The 16,562-nt window shown below is 74.0% G+C and carries 20 protein-coding genes; 14 read left to right on the forward strand and 6 right to left on the reverse strand.

The genetic code is table 11. The annotated features are described in order from the left end of the window. Positions 1–112: 112 nt before the first annotated feature. A complete protein-coding gene (locus tag ACIP82_RS14980) occupies positions 113–844 on the reverse strand; it encodes a response regulator transcription factor (protein WP_363612896.1) in 732 nt (243 codons plus the stop codon). A gap of 678 nt (positions 845–1,522) precedes the next feature. Between ACIP82_RS14980 and ACIP82_RS14985 the strand changes: the two genes are divergently transcribed. From ACIP82_RS14985 to ACIP82_RS15015, 7 genes are all read left to right on the forward strand, one after another. After that, positions 1,523–1,816: a MoaD/ThiS family protein gene (locus ACIP82_RS14985; RefSeq protein WP_363612898.1), complete on the forward strand. Its 294-nt coding sequence runs from the start codon at positions 1,523–1,525 to the stop codon at positions 1,814–1,816. 14 nt (positions 1,817–1,830) lie between these two features. Then, complete coding sequence (locus tag ACIP82_RS14990; RefSeq protein WP_400653766.1) at positions 1,831–3,270, forward strand: hypothetical protein; 1,440 nt, start codon at positions 1,831–1,833, stop codon at positions 3,268–3,270. A gap of 169 nt (positions 3,271–3,439) precedes the next feature. Next, positions 3,440–4,156: a DUF2993 domain-containing protein gene (locus tag ACIP82_RS14995; RefSeq protein ID WP_363612900.1), complete on the forward strand. Its 717-nt coding sequence runs from the start codon at positions 3,440–3,442 to the stop codon at positions 4,154–4,156. Positions 4,157–4,399: 243 nt separating this feature from the next. Continuing rightward, a complete protein-coding gene (locus ACIP82_RS15000; RefSeq protein ID WP_350517234.1) occupies positions 4,400–4,480 on the forward strand; it encodes an Ms5788A family Cys-rich leader peptide in 81 nt (26 codons plus the stop codon). A 231-nt stretch (positions 4,481–4,711) separates the two neighbouring features. Further along, positions 4,712–5,545 (forward strand): sulfurtransferase, encoded by an 834-nt coding sequence (locus ACIP82_RS15005; RefSeq protein ID WP_363612902.1) that lies wholly within the window; start codon positions 4,712–4,714, stop codon positions 5,543–5,545. Between the two features lie 40 nt (positions 5,546–5,585). After that, the gene (locus tag ACIP82_RS15010; protein ID WP_363612904.1) at positions 5,586–5,876 is read left to right on the forward strand and encodes a DUF1416 domain-containing protein; all 291 of its coding nucleotides are present in this window, start codon (positions 5,586–5,588) and stop codon (positions 5,874–5,876) included. Between the two features lie 66 nt (positions 5,877–5,942). Continuing rightward, the gene (locus ACIP82_RS15015; protein ID WP_363612906.1) at positions 5,943–6,215 is read left to right on the forward strand and encodes a DUF3099 domain-containing protein; all 273 of its coding nucleotides are present in this window, start codon (positions 5,943–5,945) and stop codon (positions 6,213–6,215) included. On the opposite strand, the gene ACIP82_RS15020 is transcribed toward ACIP82_RS15015, so the two are convergent. Next, complete coding sequence (locus tag ACIP82_RS15020) at positions 6,209–6,592, reverse strand: DsrE family protein (RefSeq protein WP_363612908.1); 384 nt, start codon at positions 6,590–6,592, stop codon at positions 6,209–6,211. The genes ACIP82_RS15015 and ACIP82_RS15020 overlap by 7 nt on opposite strands. A gap of 285 nt (positions 6,593–6,877) precedes the next feature. Between ACIP82_RS15020 and ACIP82_RS15025 the strand changes: the two genes are divergently transcribed. The 3 genes from ACIP82_RS15025 to ACIP82_RS15035 all read left to right on the forward strand — a co-directional run bounded on the left by ACIP82_RS15025 (position 6,878) and on the right by ACIP82_RS15035 (position 9,009). Further along, the gene (locus ACIP82_RS15025; protein ID WP_363612910.1) at positions 6,878–7,480 is read left to right on the forward strand and encodes an FABP family protein; all 603 of its coding nucleotides are present in this window, start codon (positions 6,878–6,880) and stop codon (positions 7,478–7,480) included. 91 nt (positions 7,481–7,571) lie between these two features. Further along, the gene (locus tag ACIP82_RS15030; protein ID WP_363612912.1) at positions 7,572–8,036 is read left to right on the forward strand and encodes a Fur family transcriptional regulator; all 465 of its coding nucleotides are present in this window, start codon (positions 7,572–7,574) and stop codon (positions 8,034–8,036) included. 10 nt (positions 8,037–8,046) lie between these two features. Continuing rightward, complete coding sequence (locus tag ACIP82_RS15035; protein WP_363612914.1) at positions 8,047–9,009, forward strand: folate-binding protein; 963 nt, start codon at positions 8,047–8,049, stop codon at positions 9,007–9,009. A gap of 23 nt (positions 9,010–9,032) precedes the next feature. Here ACIP82_RS15035 and dtd read toward each other — a convergent pair whose 3' ends face one another. Further along, positions 9,033–9,473, reverse strand: a complete 441-nt coding sequence (dtd, locus tag ACIP82_RS15040) for a D-aminoacyl-tRNA deacylase (protein ID WP_400653673.1) — start codon at positions 9,471–9,473, stop codon at positions 9,033–9,035. A 459-nt stretch (positions 9,474–9,932) separates the two neighbouring features. On the opposite strand from dtd, the gene ACIP82_RS15045 reads away from it, so the two are divergent. The 3 genes from ACIP82_RS15045 (at position 9,933) to ACIP82_RS15055 (ending at position 11,914) form a co-directional block, all read left to right on the forward strand. Further along, positions 9,933–10,523 carry an ABC transporter substrate-binding protein gene (locus ACIP82_RS15045; protein ID WP_363612918.1) on the forward strand — a complete coding sequence of 197 codons (591 nt, stop codon included), beginning with the start codon at positions 9,933–9,935 and terminating at the stop codon, positions 10,521–10,523. Positions 10,524–10,598: 75 nt separating this feature from the next. Further along, positions 10,599–11,558, forward strand: coding sequence for an asparaginase (locus ACIP82_RS15050; RefSeq protein WP_363612920.1), 960 nt, complete (start codon positions 10,599–10,601; stop codon positions 11,556–11,558). 140 nt (positions 11,559–11,698) lie between these two features. Further along, positions 11,699–11,914, forward strand: coding sequence for a dodecin (locus ACIP82_RS15055; protein ID WP_363612922.1), 216 nt, complete (start codon positions 11,699–11,701; stop codon positions 11,912–11,914). 21 nt (positions 11,915–11,935) lie between these two features. Here ACIP82_RS15055 and ACIP82_RS15060 read toward each other — a convergent pair whose 3' ends face one another. The 3 genes from ACIP82_RS15060 to ACIP82_RS15070 are packed head-to-tail and all read right to left on the reverse strand — an operon-like array spanning position 11,936 to position 14,849. Next, on the reverse strand, positions 11,936–12,757 hold the full coding sequence (locus tag ACIP82_RS15060; protein ID WP_400653674.1) for a heme ABC transporter ATP-binding protein: 822 nt from the start codon (positions 12,755–12,757) through the stop codon (positions 11,936–11,938). After that, entirely contained in the window at positions 12,754–13,824 is a 1,071-nt protein-coding gene (locus ACIP82_RS15065; RefSeq protein WP_400653675.1) for a FecCD family ABC transporter permease, read from the reverse strand. Before ACIP82_RS15065 ends, ACIP82_RS15060 begins: the two co-directional genes overlap by 4 nt. Then, the gene (locus ACIP82_RS15070; protein WP_363612928.1) at positions 13,821–14,849 is read right to left on the reverse strand and encodes an ABC transporter substrate-binding protein; all 1,029 of its coding nucleotides are present in this window, start codon (positions 14,847–14,849) and stop codon (positions 13,821–13,823) included. Before ACIP82_RS15070 ends, ACIP82_RS15065 begins: the two co-directional genes overlap by 4 nt. A 168-nt stretch (positions 14,850–15,017) precedes the next feature. Between ACIP82_RS15070 and ACIP82_RS15075 the strand changes: the two genes are divergently transcribed. Further along, the gene (locus tag ACIP82_RS15075) at positions 15,018–16,514 is read left to right on the forward strand and encodes an HtaA domain-containing protein (RefSeq protein WP_400653676.1); all 1,497 of its coding nucleotides are present in this window, start codon (positions 15,018–15,020) and stop codon (positions 16,512–16,514) included. The last annotated feature ends 48 nt before the right edge of the window (positions 16,515–16,562 follow it).

The following is a 16,562-nucleotide window of genomic DNA, read 5'->3' on the forward strand; positions in this document are numbered from 1 at the left end:
CGCGTGTGGTGTCCGCCCGGGCAGTGCCACCTGGGGCTATCGGCGGGCGGGGTGCGGACGCGGCGGGGCGAATGCGGACAAGCCGGGCGAGAAGCCTCGCCCGGCCGACCGGTCAGGCCTCCAGCGGCGCCGAGGAGCGCTGCGAGAGGTCCGGGCGCTCGCCCTTGTCGGGCTTCTCCGGTACGACGAAGCGGTAGCCGACGTTGCGTACGGTGCCGATCAGCTGCTCGTGCTCGACGCCCAGCTTGGCGCGCAGCCGCCGGACGTGGACGTCGACCGTCCGGGTGCCGCCGAAGTAGTCGTAGCCCCAGACCTCCTGCAGCAGCTGGGCCCGGGTGAAGACCCGGCCGGGGTGCTGCGCGAGGTACTTGATCAGCTCGAACTCCTTGAAGGTGAGGTCGAGTGCCCGGCCCTTGAGCTTGGCGGAGTAGGTGGCCTCGTCGACCGTGAGGTCGCCGGTGCGGATCTCCATCGGGCTGTCCTCGGTGGCCACGTTGAGCCGGCCCAGGGCGAGCCGCAGCCGGGCCTCGACCTCGGCGGGGCCGGCGGTGTCCAGCAGGACGTCGTCGATGCCCCACTCGGCGGTGACGGCGGCCAGGCCGCCCTCGGTGACGACCAGGATCAGCGGACAGCCGATGCCGGTCGAGCGCAGCAGCTGGCAGAGGCTGCGGATCTGCGGCAGGTCGCGCCGGCCGTCGACCAGGATGACGTCGGCGCCGGGCGTGGTCACCAGGGCGGAACCCTCGGCTGGCGCCACGCGGACGTTGTGGAGCAGCAGGCCGAGGGCCGGCAGCACCTCCGCGGACGGTTGCAGCGCGTTGGTGAGGAGGAGGAGAGAACTCATACCCGGTAGTCCCCTTTCCGGGTCGTCGCGGTCGCGTCACGGCTGCCGCCACAGCCGGATGGCGCTCGTGCTGAGGAGGGGGTGGGGGCGGGCGCCCGGCAGGGACCGGAGGGTTTGCCGGCGTGCGCGGCGGAGCGGGGCGTACGACAGAGGTCCCGCAACCCCTGCTGCACCGTTTCTGCCCTGCTCATCCCGCGAACCTTCCGGTCTGTCCCCGTGTCGGGCGGCGGCCCGGCGTCGGGTTTCCGACACCCCGGCCGGCCCGGGCACGTCGTTGTGCCTCGAATGGCGGGGCGGTTCCTGCTCCGCGCCGGGGGTGGGCCGACGATTCGCACGAACGTCCGTACTGGCGTCCTGAAAGCACAAAAGGATCCGGGGGCGACTCTGCCCGGATCCCTCAGGGATCGAGGATAGCCGACCCGGTCCCGCGTCGGGAGGGCCGGAAAGCGGCGCTCCGGCTGTTCCGGGCGCGCTCCGGGTGTGCCCGGCCACCGTGCGAGCGGGCCGTCGGCGCTCGCCGGGCCAGGGCGATTGCCGGTCGCGGCGGCGGACACGCCATCATGGGACGCGCATCGACGGCACCGTGCGCGTACCTCTTTCGGGTGGTGGCGCGGCCGCCCCGGTGTGGACCCGGACCGGGGTACCGGGACGGGGCGAGGACGACGAGAAGGGGTTGCCATGGGCGCGACCACCGAGCCCGCGAGCGCCGCTCGGGTGCGCGGGACGATCCGCTACTGGGCGGCGGCGAAGTCCGAGGCCGGGCTGGCCGAGGAGCCGTACGAGGCGGCGACCCTGGCGGAGGCGCTGACGGCGGCCCGGCGGCGGCACGCCGACCGGCCGAAGCTCGTCCAGTTGCTCGGGCACTGCTCCTACCTGGTCGACGGCTCGCCCGTCGGTGGCCGTGACCACGCGACCGTCGCCCTCACCGAGGGCGGGACGGTCGAGGTGCTCCCGCCGTTCGCGGGAGGGTGAGCGGCGTGACCGACATGAGCGACGCGAACGAAGGCCGCGGCAGACGTCGGCGGCGGCCCGGCGGCCCGCAGGACGCCCAAGCGGGCGGCCTGCCGTACCCGCAGGCGCAGCACCCGTACGCCCCCCAGCAGGGGTACGCGCCGGAGCCGTACTCGCAGCAGGGGCGTGAGGCGCAGCCGTACGCCCCCGGCACGGGCCACGCGCCTGGCTACCCGCAACCGGGCGCGCCCGGGGGGCAGGCTCCGTACGGCGGTTACCCGGCGTACGAGCAGTACGGTCAGCAGCCGCACGGTCAGCAGGAGTACGGGCAGCAGTACGGCCAGCCGCAGCCCGGACAACCACAGCCCGGACAAGCGCAGTACGGCCGGCCGCAGTACGCGCAGCCGCCCGTCGGCGACGCGGCGACGACCCTGCTGCCGCCGGTCCCGCCGGTGGACGACGCGCCGACGGCGCTGATCCCGCCGGTGCCGCCCCTCGACGACGCGCCGACGGCGCTGATCCCGCCGGTGACCGCGGCGGCCCCGAGGCCTGCCCCGGCGTCGGCCCCGGTGCCCCCGCCGGCCCCGGCGCCGGTCTTCGACCCGCCGACCATGACGCTCAAGCTCCCGAAGGCCCCCGCACCTCCGGGCGCCTTCGCGGGTCAGCCCCCGGCCGGCCGGCCGGCCGCCGGGCCGCGTCACGGGGTCCCGGCGCAGTCCGTTCCCGCCCCTGCCCCCGCTTCCGCACCCGCCGCGCCCGGCGCCCGGACCGGCTCGCCGATCATCGACCCGGGTCTGCAGCCCGCGTTGATCACCGCCGGCGCGGCCGCGCTGCTGGCCGCCGGAGCGGCGCTCGGGCAGGTGGCGCTGGCCCTGGTGGTCGCGCTGCTCCAGGCGCTGACCGCGGCCGGCTGGTTCCGGCTGAACGGCATGTGGCCGGCCCGTCAGGGCATCGCCCTGGCCGCGCTGGCCGGCTTCACCGCGGACGCGGCGGTGCTGCTGGCGGACTCCGACGGCGGCGCGGCGGCCGTGGTCGGCGCCCTCGGCGGGTTCTTCCTGCTGGTCCTGGTCCTTCAGACGTTCCGGCCCTCGGACCCGAAGGAGCGGTTCTACGCGCTCACCGTGCTCGGCTCGGCCACCGTGGTGACCGTGCTCTGCACCGCGCTGCTGCTGGCCGACTGGGTGCCGGCGGCGGTCGGCGCGGTCGCGCTGGCCACCGTGCTGGCGGCGGCGCCGCTGCCCGGTCCGAAGCGGCTGGGCCCGGTGCTCGGTGTGCTGGCGGCGGTGCTGCTGGGCCTGGTGGTGGGCGCGCCGCTCGCGCTGGGCGCCCTGGCCGGCCTCGGCGCGCTGATCGGCCGCCGGGTGGCGGGGTACGACTTCCCGTCCCGGTTCGTGCACATGACGGCGGGTGTGGCGTTGCCGCTGGCGGTGGCCTCGCCGTTGATCTGGATCGCCACCCGGCTGCTGGCCGGCTGACATCCGCTGGCAGCCGTACGACGTCCCGCGCCGGAACCATGCTCCGGGGCGGGACGTCGTACGGTCGTACGAGGGCGGTCGCACCGGAGCGGCCGGCGGACACCGGACCGGAACGACGAGCAGCGGCGACGAGAACGACGACGGCGACAGGCCACGACGGGGGAGAGCGATGCGCGGTTGGCTGAAGGCGACGATCGGCCTGGTGGTGCTCTCCGGCCTGCTGGTGGGCGCCGACCGGATCGCGGTCGGGGTGGCCGAGGACGAGGCCGCCGACCAGATGGTGAAGAGCGGCCGGATGAGCCAGCGCCCGGACGTCTCGATCGCGGGCTTCCCCTTCCTGACCCAGGTGCTGTCGATGAAGCTGGACGACGTCCGGGTCTCCGCCGAGGGGCTGACCGTCGGGGACGGCGGCCACCAGGTGGCGCTGCACTCGTTCAAGGCCGAGCTGTCCGGCGTCGCGGTGAGCAGCAGTCTCTCCAGCGCGACGGTGGACAACGGCACCGGCAGCGGCCTGATCACTTATGCGGACCTGGCCCAGCTGCTTCCGCCGGCGGCCCAGATGGTGCCGAACGCGGCCCGGCTCTCGGGGGGCTCCAGCACCCGGCTGAACCTCTCCTACGGCGGGCCGGGCAAGATCAAGGCCTCGCTGGGCCCGCTCCCGATCGGCGAAGGCTCCTTGCACAGCCAGGGCAACACGGTGACGGTGGACGGCTTCCAGCTCAGTGGTGTGGCCGGAGCGGTGGCCGGTCTCACCAACCAGAAGATCGAGCCGGTGAGTTTCACCCTCGACGCGATGCCGGCCGGGTTGCACCTGGCCGGCGTGTCGCCGCAGGAGGAGGGCGTCCGGCTGACCTTCGACGGCAAGGGCGTCAAGGTCATCGGCTGACCCCTCCCGCCGCCGGCCCCTCCTCCGGCCCTCCCGCGGTCTCCGCACCGTTCCGCTCCGCGAGACGCGCTGTCCATCGTCGGCCGCGGAGCGGCGTCGTTCCCGCCCGGTGAGGGGTCCGGAACGGCCGGTGGCCGGTTCCCACCGGCCGTGAAATCCTCAAATCTCAACATTCGAAGCATCTGGTCTCACCATTCGATACGCTGATGACAGCAGGTGTCCGATGTCCCTAGCATCGTCCGCATGAAGCGACAGACGGACCTCACGAAGCGGCGGGCGGTAGACCTGTGCCGCGTGGCCGCCTGTCTGTGTCGAATGCGCTAACTCGGCGTCCTGGCAGGGCAGTTGCCGCCCGCCGCCGATTCCCCCGGTGACCTGGCCCGGTATGTGTGGCCGATCGTCGCCCCTGCACTCCGCAGACCAGCGCCCGGCCGTACCGGACACCTCTCCCCGTCCCAGTATTCGGACGGAAATTCGGACCGCCGCCACCGGGCAGCCCGCAGCATCCTGATAGCAGCACCTTCCGCCAACCGCCCCCGGATGGAGAACATCACCATGAGCCGCAGCGACGTCCTGGTCGACGCCGACTGGGTCCAGGCCCACCTGGACGACCCGAAGGTCGTGATCGTCGAGGTCGACGAGGACACCTCCGCGTACGAGAAGAACCACATCCGCAACGCCGTCCGGATCGACTGGCAGAAGGACCTGCAGGACCCGGTCCGCCGCGACTTCATCGACCAGGCCGGCTTCGAGGCGCTGCTCAGCGCCAAGGGCATCGCCAACGACGACACCGTCGTCCTGTACGGCGGCAACAACAACTGGTTCGCCTCGTACGCCTACTGGTACTTCAAGCTGTACGGCCACGGTGACGTCCGCCTGCTGGACGGCGGCCGCAAGAAGTGGGAGCTGGACTCCCGCGACCTGGTCGCCGAGGTGCCGGAGCGCGCCGCCACCGAGTACCGGGCGCAGGCCGCCGACTCCTCGATCCGCGCCTTCCGCGACGAGGTCATCGAGGCCATCGGCAACCTCAACCTGGTCGACGTCCGCTCGCCCGACGAGTTCTCCGGCAAGCTGCTCGCCCCGGCCCACCTCCCGCAGGAGCAGTCGCAGCGTCCCGGCCACGTGCCGACCGCCAGCAACATCCCGTGGGCGAAGAACGCCAACGACGACGGCACCTTCAAGAGCGACGACGAGCTCAAGGCGCTGTACGAGGCCGCGGGCGTCGACCTGGCGGTCGACACCATCGCCTACTGCCGGATCGGCGAGCGCTCCGCGCTCACCTGGTTCGTGCTGCACGAGCTGCTCGGCCAGGAGAACGTGAAGAACTACGACGGCTCCTGGACCGAGTACGGAAGCCTGGTCGGCGTGCCGATCGAGCTCGGTAACTGAGCCACCGGCTCCACGCGTAAGTCAGAAGGGAAGACCCAACATGTGCGGTGCGAAGGCCGGCGGCCCGGACCTGGCAGGAGTTGACGTGGCTAACGAGACGATCATCCAGGGTTCCGTGACCCGCGACGGCGAGCCGGTCAACGGCTACGTCCGGCTGCTCGACGAGGGCGGCGAGTTCACGGCTGAGGTGCCCACCTCGGCGACCGGCCAGTTCCGGTTCTTCGCCCGCCCGGGCAAGTGGACGCTGCGCGCGCTCGTCCCGGGCCAGACCGTGGACCGCCAGGTGGTCGCCGCCCAGGGCGTCCCGGTCGAGGTCGCGATCGCGGTCTGATCCGGTCGCGGAAAGACGGTGAGGGCCCCTGCTCCGGGCAGGGGCCCTCGGCCGTACCGTGGAAGTGTGCAGGCACGCCGGCGGCATCGCTACTACTTCGCCATGATGGGCGTCTGCCTCGGGCTGTTCGTCCTGGCCTGGGGCCTGGTGCGGTTCTGGTCCGTCCCGGCCGCGATCGGTATGTGCGTCTTCGCGATGGTCATCCCACCGGCCGCCGCGGTCTTCGCCAACAAGCGGGACCCGGAGGACGACTGGTGGAACGACCCGCGCTGGGACGACCCGAAGTGGGACGACCCCGGCCACGACCGGGACCGCCCCGACCACGAGGAACGTCAGTAGACGAGCGCCTGCACGCCGTCGGCCATGATCTCGCTGACGAAGACCTGCGCGCCCGCGATCCGGACACCCTCGACGGTGTCCTTCTGCTCGATCCCGCGCCGCACCGCGCACTGGGTGCACAGGGTGACCGTGCCGGCCGCCAGGACCGACTCCAGCAGGTCCGGCAGCGGCGCCGCGTGCGGCAGCTCGAACTCGGCCGCCCGCCCGGGCAGGGCGAACCAGGAGGACTCCCCGGTGAGCCAGAGCGAGACCTCGATCCCGCTGGCGACGGCCACCGCGGCCACCGTGAAGGCCTGCGAACAGCGCTCCGGCGCGTCCGCCCCGGCGGTGACCTTGATGACGAGCTTCTTCTGGCCCGGCTTCGTGTTCGACGACATGCCGACACCCTAGGGTGTCGGCGAAATTCCGACGGGGTGGGGCTCACCGAGACCCGTCGACGACCGGCGGATAGAGTGAGCGGCAGCAAAATCCACCACACTGTCGCCGCCCTGGGAGCCCCCCGTGTCCGGTCTGGAAATCTTCTTCGACGGTCTGCTGGCCCTCATGGCCGTGCTGATCACCTGGTTCGCCATCTTCTCGGTGATGAAGCTGTACCAGGGCCAGCGCTGAGTCGACTGCCGTACGGTTGAAGCAGCCCCACACCGACGACAGCGACCAGGAACATGATCGAGATCCCCTCTGACCTCCACAAGGACGTCGTCCCGCTCGCCTTCCTCCTCGGCACCTGGGAGGGCGCGGGCGTCTACGCGCCGCTGCCCGGTGAAGAGGGCGCCGGCACCGAGAAGTGCAACTTCGGCCAGGAGATCGTCATCCGGCACGACGGCCGGCCCTTCCTGGAGTTCCGTTCCCGCACCTGGGTGCTGGACAACGAGGGCGAGAAGGTCCGCCCCCTGGAGAACGAGCACGCGTTCTGGCGCATCACCAGCAACCAGCACGGCACCGGCGGTGCCCGCGGGATCGAGATCTCCTCCGTCCGTGACGACGGCACCGTGGAGATCTGGTACGGCGAGCTGGCCGACGGCAAGCCCCAGATCGACGTCTCCACCGACGCGGTGGCCCGGATCGAGGGCTCGGCGCCGTACTCCGGCGGCAAGCGTCTGTACGGCTTCGTCAACGAGGAGCTGCTCTGGGTCGGCGAGAAGGCCGCGCCCGAGGTGCCGCTGCGCCCGTACATGTCGGCGCAGCTGAAGAAGGTGCTCAGCCCGGCCCAGCTGGTCAAGGACATCAACGACCTGCCGGACGACGGCATCGCGTTCTTCCGCTGAGCACGACTCGTCAGCGCTTGAGGTAGGGACCGGCCGCGGGCCGGTCCCTACACTTGCATCAGGACTCCCCGACCTTGGCAGGGACAGCACCGTGGCGGACACCGGAACCACCGACTGGCAGCTCTCCGGCGACTGGAAGGCCGACCTGCGCGAGCGCGGCTACCGCCTCACGCCCCAGCGGCAGCTCGTCCTGGAGGCGGTCGACGTGCTCGACCACGCCACCCCGGACGACATCCTCTGCCATGTCCGGCAGACCGCCAGCGGTGTCAACATCTCCACCGTCTACCGCACCCTGGAGCTGTTGGAGGAGCTGGGCCTGGTCTCGCACGCGCACCTCGGCCACGGCGCCCCCACCTACCACCTGGCCGGCCGGCACCACCATCTGCACCTGGTCTGCCGGGACTGCCAGAAGGTCACCGAGACCGGGACCGAGATCGCCCAGCCGCTGATCGACAGCCTGCGCGCCCAGCACGGCTTCGACACCGATCTCAAGCACTTCGCCATCTTCGGCCGCTGCGCCGACTGCGCCGCCGAGCACCGGCGGGCCCAGTCGTAAGCTGGCCGGTATGAAGAGCCCGCTGCTTGCGCTGCCCGGTGCCGTCCCCGCCGAGGGAACCGACGAGGGCGTGGCCGCCCACTACGGCGACATCTTCCGCGAGCAACGCGAGCTGGCCCGGGGCACGGGCTTCGTGGACCTCTCGCACCGGGGCGTGGTCACCGTCACCGGCGCGGACCGGCTGGCCTGGCTGCACCTGCTGCTGACCCAGCACGTCAGCGCGCTGCCCGCGCAGCAGGCCACCGAGGCGCTGGTGCTCTCCCCGAACGGGCACGTCGAGCACGCCCTCTACCTGGTCGACGACGGAACCACCACCTGGGCGCACGTCGAGCCGGGCACCCAGCGGGAGCTGGTCGGCTACCTGGAGAGCATGAAGTTCTTCTACCGGGTGGAGGTCGCCGACGCGACCGCCGACTACGCGGTGGTCCATCTGCCGGCCGGTTCCACCGCCTCCGCCGAGGGCGCCGCCGCGGTGCGCGAACTGCCGTACGGGCGGGACCTCTTCCTGCCGCGCGCCGAGCTGGAGACGCTGGTCGAGGGGTACGGACCGGCGGCCGGGATCTGGGCGTACGAGGCGCTGCGGATCGAGGGCCACCGGCCGCGGCTCGGCTTCGAGACCGACCACCGGACCATCCCGCACGAGGTGGACTGGCTGACCACCGCCGTCCATCTGCAGAAGGGCTGCTACCGGGGGCAGGAGACGGTCGCCCGGGTGCACAACCTGGGCCGGCCGCCGCGCCGGCTGGTCTTCCTGCACCTGGACGGCACCGAGGAGACGCTGCCCCCGCACGGGACGCCGGTGCATCTCGCCTCGGACCCGGACGGGCGGGCGCTGGGCTTCGTCACGTCCTCGGCGCGCCACTACGAGCTGGGGCCGATCGCGCTGGCCATCGTCAAGCGGAACGTCCCGGTGGACGCCGTCCTGCTGGCCGGGACGGTCCCGGGCACGCAGGACGTGATCGTCCCGCAGTAGCGCTCGGACCCGGGCAGCGGGGCTCAGACCTCGACGAGGACGGTGAAGGGGCCGTCGTTCACCAGCGCCACCCGCATGTCGGCGCCGAAGCGGCCGGTCTCGACCTTGGCGCCGAGCGCGCGCAGCTGGGCGACCACCTCGTCCACCAGCGGTTCGGCGACCGGGCCGGGGGCGGCGGCGTTCCAGGTGGGGCGGCGGCCCTTGCGGGCGTCCCCGTAGAGGGTGAACTGGCTGATCACCAGCAGCGGGGCGGCCAGGTCGGAACAGGACCGCTCGACCCCGTCGGAGTCGGCCTCCAGCAGCCGCAGGGTCCAGAGCTTGCGGGCCAGCTGGGCCGCCTTGGCGGGGGTGTCGTCATGGGTGACGCCGACCAGGACGCAGAGCCCGGGTCCGTCGATCGCGCCGACACTCTCGCCGGCCACCGTCACCCTGGCCTCGGTCACTCGCTGCACCACTGCTCGCATGCGGCCATTGTGCCGGAGGCGGGTGGTTCGTTTGAGGGCGCACTCCACTATGTGCACGCCGGGCAGTGTGCGCCTGCGCCACGAAGGGCGCCACTCTTGCTGCGGAAAGCCCCGGTCATATCAGCCACCCCGGTTCGCCAGGGGGCCGTTCGGGTGCACAGGCGGTGCACCGGCGCCGGGCGGGGTGGCACGCTGGTGGACCGTACAAGGGGTCCGGGGCGTCAAGGTCCGCCGCGCCGGGCCCGGTTCGGTCGGGAGGCCGGACCGCTGGGTCAGGCGTTCCGGCGGTGCCGTCCCCGAGGGGTGGCACCGGCCGGGGGCGGGAACCTTCGGGGGTGTCCGGGCGTGCTGTCCGTCGGGCGGGGAGCAACAGCCCGCCGGGGGGACGGGACCGGACCGGCGGCAGGCGACGGGGTGCCGCGAGCGGGCGGGATCGGGACGACGGCAGGTGGTTGGTTGATGGACGCGAGCAGCGCGGCGCAGCAGCGGTCCGGGCGGGTGCCCGAGGGCCCGGAGCCGGCGGCGGCGCCCGATCTGGAGCGGCTGGGCCTGGACCGGTTGCGGACCCTGCGCCGGGAGACCCTGGAGCAGGAGGCCGACCTGTCCTATCTGCGGCGGCTGCTGCACGGGCGGATGGACATCCTGCGGGCCGAGCTCGACCGGCGGCCGGACGACGGCCCGGTCCGGGAACCGGCGGCGGGCGAGGAGCCGGCCGGGGCCCTGCTGGACCGGCTGCCGGCCATCCTCACGGACGCGCCGTCCACGGTGCGCCGCTCCGCCCGGCACGTCACCCTCGGGCCGCCGCGCGGCGAGCAGTCCCAGCTGGAGGCGGACACCCTGATGGGCGATGTCCAGCTGGCCGATCTGGCCGCGCACCCGGCCGAGGAACTGCTGGCGGCGCTGGAGCGGCTGCGCGCGCACGAGCGCGAGGTGTCCGGGCGGCGGCAGCTGCTGCTGCGGACGGCGGACGGCTGCAGCGCGGAGATCACCCGCAGGTACCGTGATGGGGAAGCACGGGTCGACGACCTGCTCCTGGGTGGCCCGCTCTGACCGGGTGAGGCGCCCTGGGCGGGAGCGGTGCCCGGCTCGCCCCCGGCCCACCCTCGCCCCCGGAAGGCATCCGCCATGTCCCAGTCCGCCGCCCTGCCCGTTCTCGCCGAGGTCATCCGCTCGGGCTTCACCGAAGGGGGGCACCGCGGCTCCCTGGTGCTGCTCGCCGCCGACGGTTCGGTCGAGTTCGCGCTGGGCGACCCCGACGCGCCGGTCTTCCCGCGCTCGACCGCCAAGCCGTTCCAGGCGGTGGCCACCCTGCGGGCCGGCCTGGTGATCGGGGGCGAGCTGCTGGCACTGGCGGCTTCCAGCCACTCCGCAGAAACGTTTCACCTCGACGGCGTACGGCGGATCCTGGCCGACGCTGGGCTGGACGAGACCGCCCTGCGGACCCCGGCGGACCTGCCGCTGGACGAGACCGAGGCCGAACTCCTCCTGCGGGCCGGCGCCGGGCGGGCACCGATCCTGATGGACTGCTCGGGCAAGCACGCCGGCTGGCTGGCCGCCTGCGTCGCCAACGGCTGGTCCACCGGGAGCTACCTCGACCCGGCGCACCCTCTCCAGCTGCTCGCCCGCGAGGCGCTGGAGGAGGCCACCGGTGAGCCGGCCGGGCACCTCGGGGTGGACGGCTGCGGCGCGCCTCTGCTGGCCGTCAGCCTGACCGGCCTGGCCCGCGGCTACCGCGGCCTCCTGCTGGCGGAGCCCGGCACTCCGGAGCGCCGGGTGGCCGACGCGATGCGCGCGCACCCCGAGTACGTGGCGGGCACCCGCCGGGCCGACACCTGGCTGATGCGGGCGGTCCCGGGCCTGCTGTCCAAGATGGGCGCCGAGGCCGTGCAGGTCGTGGCGCTGCCGGACGGCCGGGCACTCGCCTTCAAGATCGAGGACGGCGCGGAGCGGGCCCGCGGGCCGGTCCTGGCGGCCGCGCTGCGCCGGCTCGGTGTGACGACGGCGGACGACACCCTCGACCGGATCGGCGCGGCCCCGCTGCTCGGCGGCGGGGTGCCGGTGGGCCTGATCAGGGCGGCGTTCTAGGCCCGGGAGAGGGCGGGCAGAGGACGGGGGGCGGCGGGGTCCGGTCGGCTTAGACGCCTCCGGACGGCGGTCGGCGTGCGGGCGGACCCCCCTCGGTGCACGGTGGACCGGGGGCCGTCACACAGCTGAGGGAGTCCGTGATGAGCGAGCACGTGTACCGGGTGACCGAGATCGTCGGGTCCTCGACCGAGAGCGTCGACGACGCGATCCGCAAGGGCGTCGAGCGGGCGTCCCGGACGCTGCGCAACCTCGACTGGTTCGAGGTGACGCAGATCCGGGGCCACCTCGCGGACGGCCGGATCAAGCACTACCAGGTCGGTCTGAAGGTCGGTTTCCGGCTGGACGACGAGGGCTGACCGCGCCCCCGCACCGGGTGGTCAGCGGTCCCGCTCCGGCAGCACCAGCGGGACGCCGGTGCGCGGGTGCGGCAGCACCTCGACCGGGTGGCCGTACACCTCGCTGAGCAGCGGCGCGCGCAGCACCTCGGCCACCGGCCCGTCCGCGACCGTGGCACCGGCGGTCAGCAGCACCACCCGGTCCGCGTAGGCCGCCGCCAGTGAGAGGTCGTGCAGCACCACGACCACGCCGTCCCCGGCGGCGGCCCGCGCCCGGGCCACCCGCAGCACCAGCTCCTGGTGGCGCAGGTCGAGGGCGGCGGTCGGCTCGTCCAGGAGCAGCAGTGGGGCGCGCTGCGCCAGGACCCGGGCGAGCGCCACCCGGGCCCGTTCGCCGCCGGAGAGCGCGGTGAACGGGCGCTCGGCGAAGGCGGTGGACTCGGTGGCGGCCATCGCCTCGGCGATCACCGGTTCGTCCTCGGCGGCGGCCGCCGTACCGGACCAGGGGGCGCGGCCCATCCGGACCACCTCGCCGGCCGGGAACGGGAAGGACAGCGCGGCGGACTGCGGCAGCAGCGCCCGGTGCCGGGCGAGTTCGGCGGTGCCGTACCCGGCCAGCGGGCGGCCGTGCAGCCGGACCTCGCCCGCGGTCGGCGGGAGGTCCCCGGCGAGGACGGAGAGCAGGGTGGACTTGCCGGCGCCGTTCGGGCCGAGCAGCGCCAGCACCTCGCCCGCCGCGACCCGGACCGAGGCGCCGGCCAGCAGTTCGCGCCCGCCGACGGTCAGCCGGACGGCGTCGGCGGTGAGCAGTTCGTCCCCGGGCAGCGGGCGTCGGGGTACCGACCGGTCGGTGCGCAGTCTCATGCCCAGCCTCCCTGCTTGGTCCTGGTCCGGCGCAGCAGCCAGAAGAAGAACGGGCTGCCGATCAGCGCGGTGAGCACGCCGAGCGGCAGTTCGGCGGGCTCGGCGAGGGTGCGGGCGGCGAGGTCGCCCGCGACCAGCACCAGGGCGCCGCCGAGGGCGGAGGCGGGCAGCAGGAAGCGGTGGCCCGGGCCGGCCGCCATCCGCAGCAGGTGCGGGACGACCAGCCCGACGAAGCCGATGATGCCGCTGACGGCGACGGCGGCGGCGGTCAGCAGCGCGACGACGGTGATCAGCACCAGCCGCATCCGCTCGACGTCCACCCCGAGGTGGCGGGCCGGGCGTTCGCCGAGCGCCAGCAGGTCCAGCTTCCGCGCGTGGAGCGGTGCCACGGCGAGGCCGACGGCGGCGAACGGGAGGACGGCGAGCACCTTGCCCCAGGTGGCCTGGGAGAGCGAGCCGAGCTGCCAGAAGGTGACCTGGCTGATCGCCGCGGAGTCGGCGGTGAACAGGAAGATGCCGATCAGGGCGCCGCAGAAGGCGTTGACGGCGACCCCGGTGAGGATCAGCGTGACCACCTCGGTGCGGCCGCCGGAGCGGGACATCGCGTACACCGCGAAGACCGTGACCAGGCCGCCGGCGAAGGCGAAGACGGTCACCGTCCAGTTGCCGAGGGCGTCCAGGCCGAGCACGATGCAGGCCACCGCGCCGACCGCGCCGCCGGAGGAGACGCCGATCACGGCCGGCTCGGCGAGCGGATTGCCGAACACGCCCTGCATCAGCGCGCCCGCGCAGCCCAGCGAGCCGCCGACCAGCAGGGCCAGCACCACCCGGGGGAGGCGGACGTTCCAGAGCACCGACTCGGGGACGCGGTCCAGCGCGTGCCCGCCGAGGCCGAGCCGGTGGGCGAAGGAGGCGAGGATGTCGCCGAGCGGGATCCGGTAGGCGCCGATGCCGGCCGCGAGCAGGGCGCAGAGCACCAGGGCGACGGCGAGCGCGGTGGTGATCAGGGCGGTGCGGCTGCGGGCCCTGGGCAGCGGGACGGGCTTCTCCCGTACGGCGGTGCTCACTTGGCGGCCGTCGGGTAGAGCTGCTCGGCGATCTCGCGCAACACCTGCGGGGTGCGCGGGCCGTAGCTGAGCAGCTGGCCGTCCTCGATCGAGACGATCCGGCGGTCCAGCCCGGCCGGGGTCTGGGCGACACCGGGCAGCTTGAGCAGGCCGTCGACGCCGCCGACCGAGTCCAGGCCCTTGCTCATCACCAGGATCGCGTCGGGCGCGGCCTTGACCAGGGCCTCGCTGGTGAGCGGGGTGAAGTCGCCGGTGAGCCCGGCGGCCTGGCCCGCGTCCTCGCCGCCGACGGCCTCGATCAGCGAGGTGGCGCCGGAGGCGGGGCCGCCCAGCAGGAAGACGGAGGCGCTGCCGCGCAGGTAGAGGAAGGCGACCCTGGGACGGCGGTCGGCGCCGGGGAGCGCGGCCCTGGCCTCGGTGATCCGCTGCTCGGTGCGCTCCTTCAGCTGCCGTCCCGCGTCCGGGACGCCGAGGGCGGCCGCGACGGTGTCGATCCGGGGGCCGGCGTCGGCGAGCCGCTTGGCGTCGTCCAGGACGATCAGCGGGACGCCGGCCGCCCGGATCTGCGCGATGGCCTCGGCCGGGCCGGTGGAGCGGTCGGCGAGGACGACGGTGGGGTGCAGCGAGAGCACGCCCTCGGCGGAGACGTCGTGGGCCTGGGTGATCACCGGCAGCGCGGAGGCCTGCTGGAAGGTGGTGGAGACGTCCCGGGCGACCACCCTGGGGCCGAGGCCGAGGCTGAACACGATCTCGGCGAGGCTGCCGTTCAGCGGGATGATCCGGTCGGCGCTGGTGACGGTGACCGATCGGCCGTCGGCGGAGGCGGCGGTGGCCGGCAGCTGCGGGGCGGGCTCGACGGGCAGTGGCTCGACCGCGTCCGGGGCGCGCGAGGTGCCGGCCGAGCCGGCCGCTCCGGTCGCGCCGGTGGCCGCGCCGCAGGCGGTCAGGGCGAGCAGCAGGCCGAGGGCGAGCAGCAGGAGGGCGGGCCCGCGGGTGGCCCGGGTTCGGATCGTGCTGCTCAACATGCGGCCCTTCACTGGGAGTTGTCACCACCGGCGGCCGGGTGCGAGGGGCGGCGGGGGGACTCTTGACTCATATATTAGGTTAGCCTTACCTCAGTTTCGCAAGGGGGTCGGCGTCGTGCAGGCCCCTTCCCCCGTCGTGTCCCCTGTCGTGCCGAGGAGTGATCCCCCGTGCCTCTGCCCAGACGGCTCCGTCGCCTGGCCGCCTCCCTGGTGGCCGCTCTGGCAGCCCTCCTCACCGCGGCGCTGCTGCCCTTCCAGGCCGCCGCCGCCGAGGGGAAGGTCTCCGGCGGGAGACTGGACTGGGGGATCAAACAGTCCTTCCTGACGTACGTCACCGGGCCCATCGCCAAGGGGAGTTGGGGGCTGACCGGAGGCGCGGCCACGGTCGGTGGCAGCACCTTCCGGTTCCACTCCGCCACCGGTACGTACGATCCGGCGAGCGGGGCGCTGAGCGCCGGGTTCTCCGGCGGTGTCCGGTTCACCGGGCACCAGGAGAACGGCGTCAACGCGCTCGACCTGAGCGTCGGACGGATCACCTTCCGGGCCGTCCAGGGCGGCGCGGCCGGGCTCTACGCGGACGTCAGCAGCAAGTCCAGGGAGACCGGACAGGTCAGCAGTGCCAGTCAGGCGAAACTGGCCGATCTCTCGCTGGCCGGCGTCGATCTGCGCGGCGCGGCCGGGACCCTGACGCTCAGCAATGTGCCCGCGACGCTGACCGACGCCGGGGCCAAGGCCTTCGGCAGCTTCTACACCGCCGGGACGGCGCTGGACCCGGTCACGCTCTCGGTCAACCTGCCCGCGACGCAGCCCACCACCGCGCGGGGCACGCCCTCCCCGGCCGCCACCACGCCGCCGGCCACCACGCCGGCCGCCGAGCCGCCGACCGCGCAGCCGACGACCGGTCAGCCGTCGAGCGCCGCCCCGCAGGCCCCCGCCCGCACCGAGTTCGCCAACGGCGCGCTCGACTGGGGCGTACGGCGGACCTTCCGCGACTACGTCACGGGTTCGATCGCCAAGGGCCGCTGGGAACTCGGCGGCGGCGCGGCGGACGGCGGCGCGTTCTACCGCTGGACCCCGGCCAGGGGTGGCTACGACGCCGCCACCGGAGAGCTCACCGCCGCCTTCTCCGGCAGCGTCCGCTTCACCGGGATGCGGAGCGGCGACGGCTACGGGCTGGACCTCACCCTCGCCAACCCGGGGGTGACGGTGGCCGGCGGCCAGGGCCGGCTGGTCGCGGACGTCTCCGGCCGGACGCCGGACGGCGGCTCGCAGCAGCTCACCGGCGTCCGGCTGGCCGTCTTCGACGCGGCCGGCCTCACGCCCGAGGGCGGTCTGCTGAAGGCCGTCGAGCTGCCGCTGAAGCTCACCGAGGAGGGGGCCAAGGCGTTCGGCAACCTCTACCCGGCGGGCACCGACATGGACCCGCTGAGCTTCGCGGTCGCCCTCGACCCGGCCGCCGCCCTGCCCCCGCTGCCCGACATCGGCAGCGCCCCGGCCGCCACCGCGACGCCCTCCGCCGCGCCGGTCGCCTCCTCCGCCTCCTCCTCGGGCGGTGTCCCGGTGGTGGCGGTGGCCGGCGGCCTGCTGGTGGCGGCGCTCGCCGCGGCCGGCGGCGTGCTCGCCCGGCGCCGGAGCCGCCGGTCCGCCCCCGGCGACGCGTCCTGACCCGGCCCCGCCCCGGTCTGACGCCGCACCACCTTCTCCCGCCCACCG

It is taken from the genome of Kitasatospora sp. NPDC088548, from assembly GCF_044753005.1.
In the GTDB taxonomy this organism is placed as follows: domain Bacteria; phylum Actinomycetota; class Actinomycetes; order Streptomycetales; family Streptomycetaceae; genus Kitasatospora.

Coding starts and splice junctions, on each gene's coding strand:
- ACIP82_RS14980 (WP_363612896.1), bottom strand. CDS start 844: ATGAGTTCTCTCCTCCTCCTCACCAACGCGCTGCAACCGTCCGCGGAG.
- ACIP82_RS14985 (WP_363612898.1), top strand. CDS start 1,523: ATGGGCGCGACCACCGAGCCCGCGAGCGCCGCTCGGGTGCGCGGGACG.
- ACIP82_RS14990 (WP_400653766.1), top strand. CDS start 1,831: ATGAGCGACGCGAACGAAGGCCGCGGCAGACGTCGGCGGCGGCCCGGC.
- ACIP82_RS14995 (WP_363612900.1), top strand. CDS start 3,440: ATGCGCGGTTGGCTGAAGGCGACGATCGGCCTGGTGGTGCTCTCCGGC.
- ACIP82_RS15000 (WP_350517234.1), top strand. CDS start 4,400: ATGAAGCGACAGACGGACCTCACGAAGCGGCGGGCGGTAGACCTGTGC.
- ACIP82_RS15005 (WP_363612902.1), top strand. CDS start 4,712: ATGAGCCGCAGCGACGTCCTGGTCGACGCCGACTGGGTCCAGGCCCAC.
- ACIP82_RS15010 (WP_363612904.1), top strand. CDS start 5,586: ATGTGCGGTGCGAAGGCCGGCGGCCCGGACCTGGCAGGAGTTGACGTG.
- ACIP82_RS15020 (WP_363612908.1), bottom strand. CDS start 6,592: ATGTCGTCGAACACGAAGCCGGGCCAGAAGAAGCTCGTCATCAAGGTC.
- ACIP82_RS15025 (WP_363612910.1), top strand. CDS start 6,878: ATGATCGAGATCCCCTCTGACCTCCACAAGGACGTCGTCCCGCTCGCC.
- ACIP82_RS15035 (WP_363612914.1), top strand. CDS start 8,047: ATGAAGAGCCCGCTGCTTGCGCTGCCCGGTGCCGTCCCCGCCGAGGGA.
- dtd (WP_400653673.1), bottom strand. CDS start 9,473: ATGCGAGCAGTGGTGCAGCGAGTGACCGAGGCCAGGGTGACGGTGGCC.
- ACIP82_RS15045 (WP_363612918.1), top strand. CDS start 9,933: ATGGACGCGAGCAGCGCGGCGCAGCAGCGGTCCGGGCGGGTGCCCGAG.
- ACIP82_RS15050 (WP_363612920.1), top strand. CDS start 10,599: ATGTCCCAGTCCGCCGCCCTGCCCGTTCTCGCCGAGGTCATCCGCTCG.
- ACIP82_RS15055 (WP_363612922.1), top strand. CDS start 11,699: ATGAGCGAGCACGTGTACCGGGTGACCGAGATCGTCGGGTCCTCGACC.
- ACIP82_RS15060 (WP_400653674.1), bottom strand. CDS start 12,757: ATGAGACTGCGCACCGACCGGTCGGTACCCCGACGCCCGCTGCCCGGG.
- ACIP82_RS15070 (WP_363612928.1), bottom strand. CDS start 14,849: ATGTTGAGCAGCACGATCCGAACCCGGGCCACCCGCGGGCCCGCCCTC.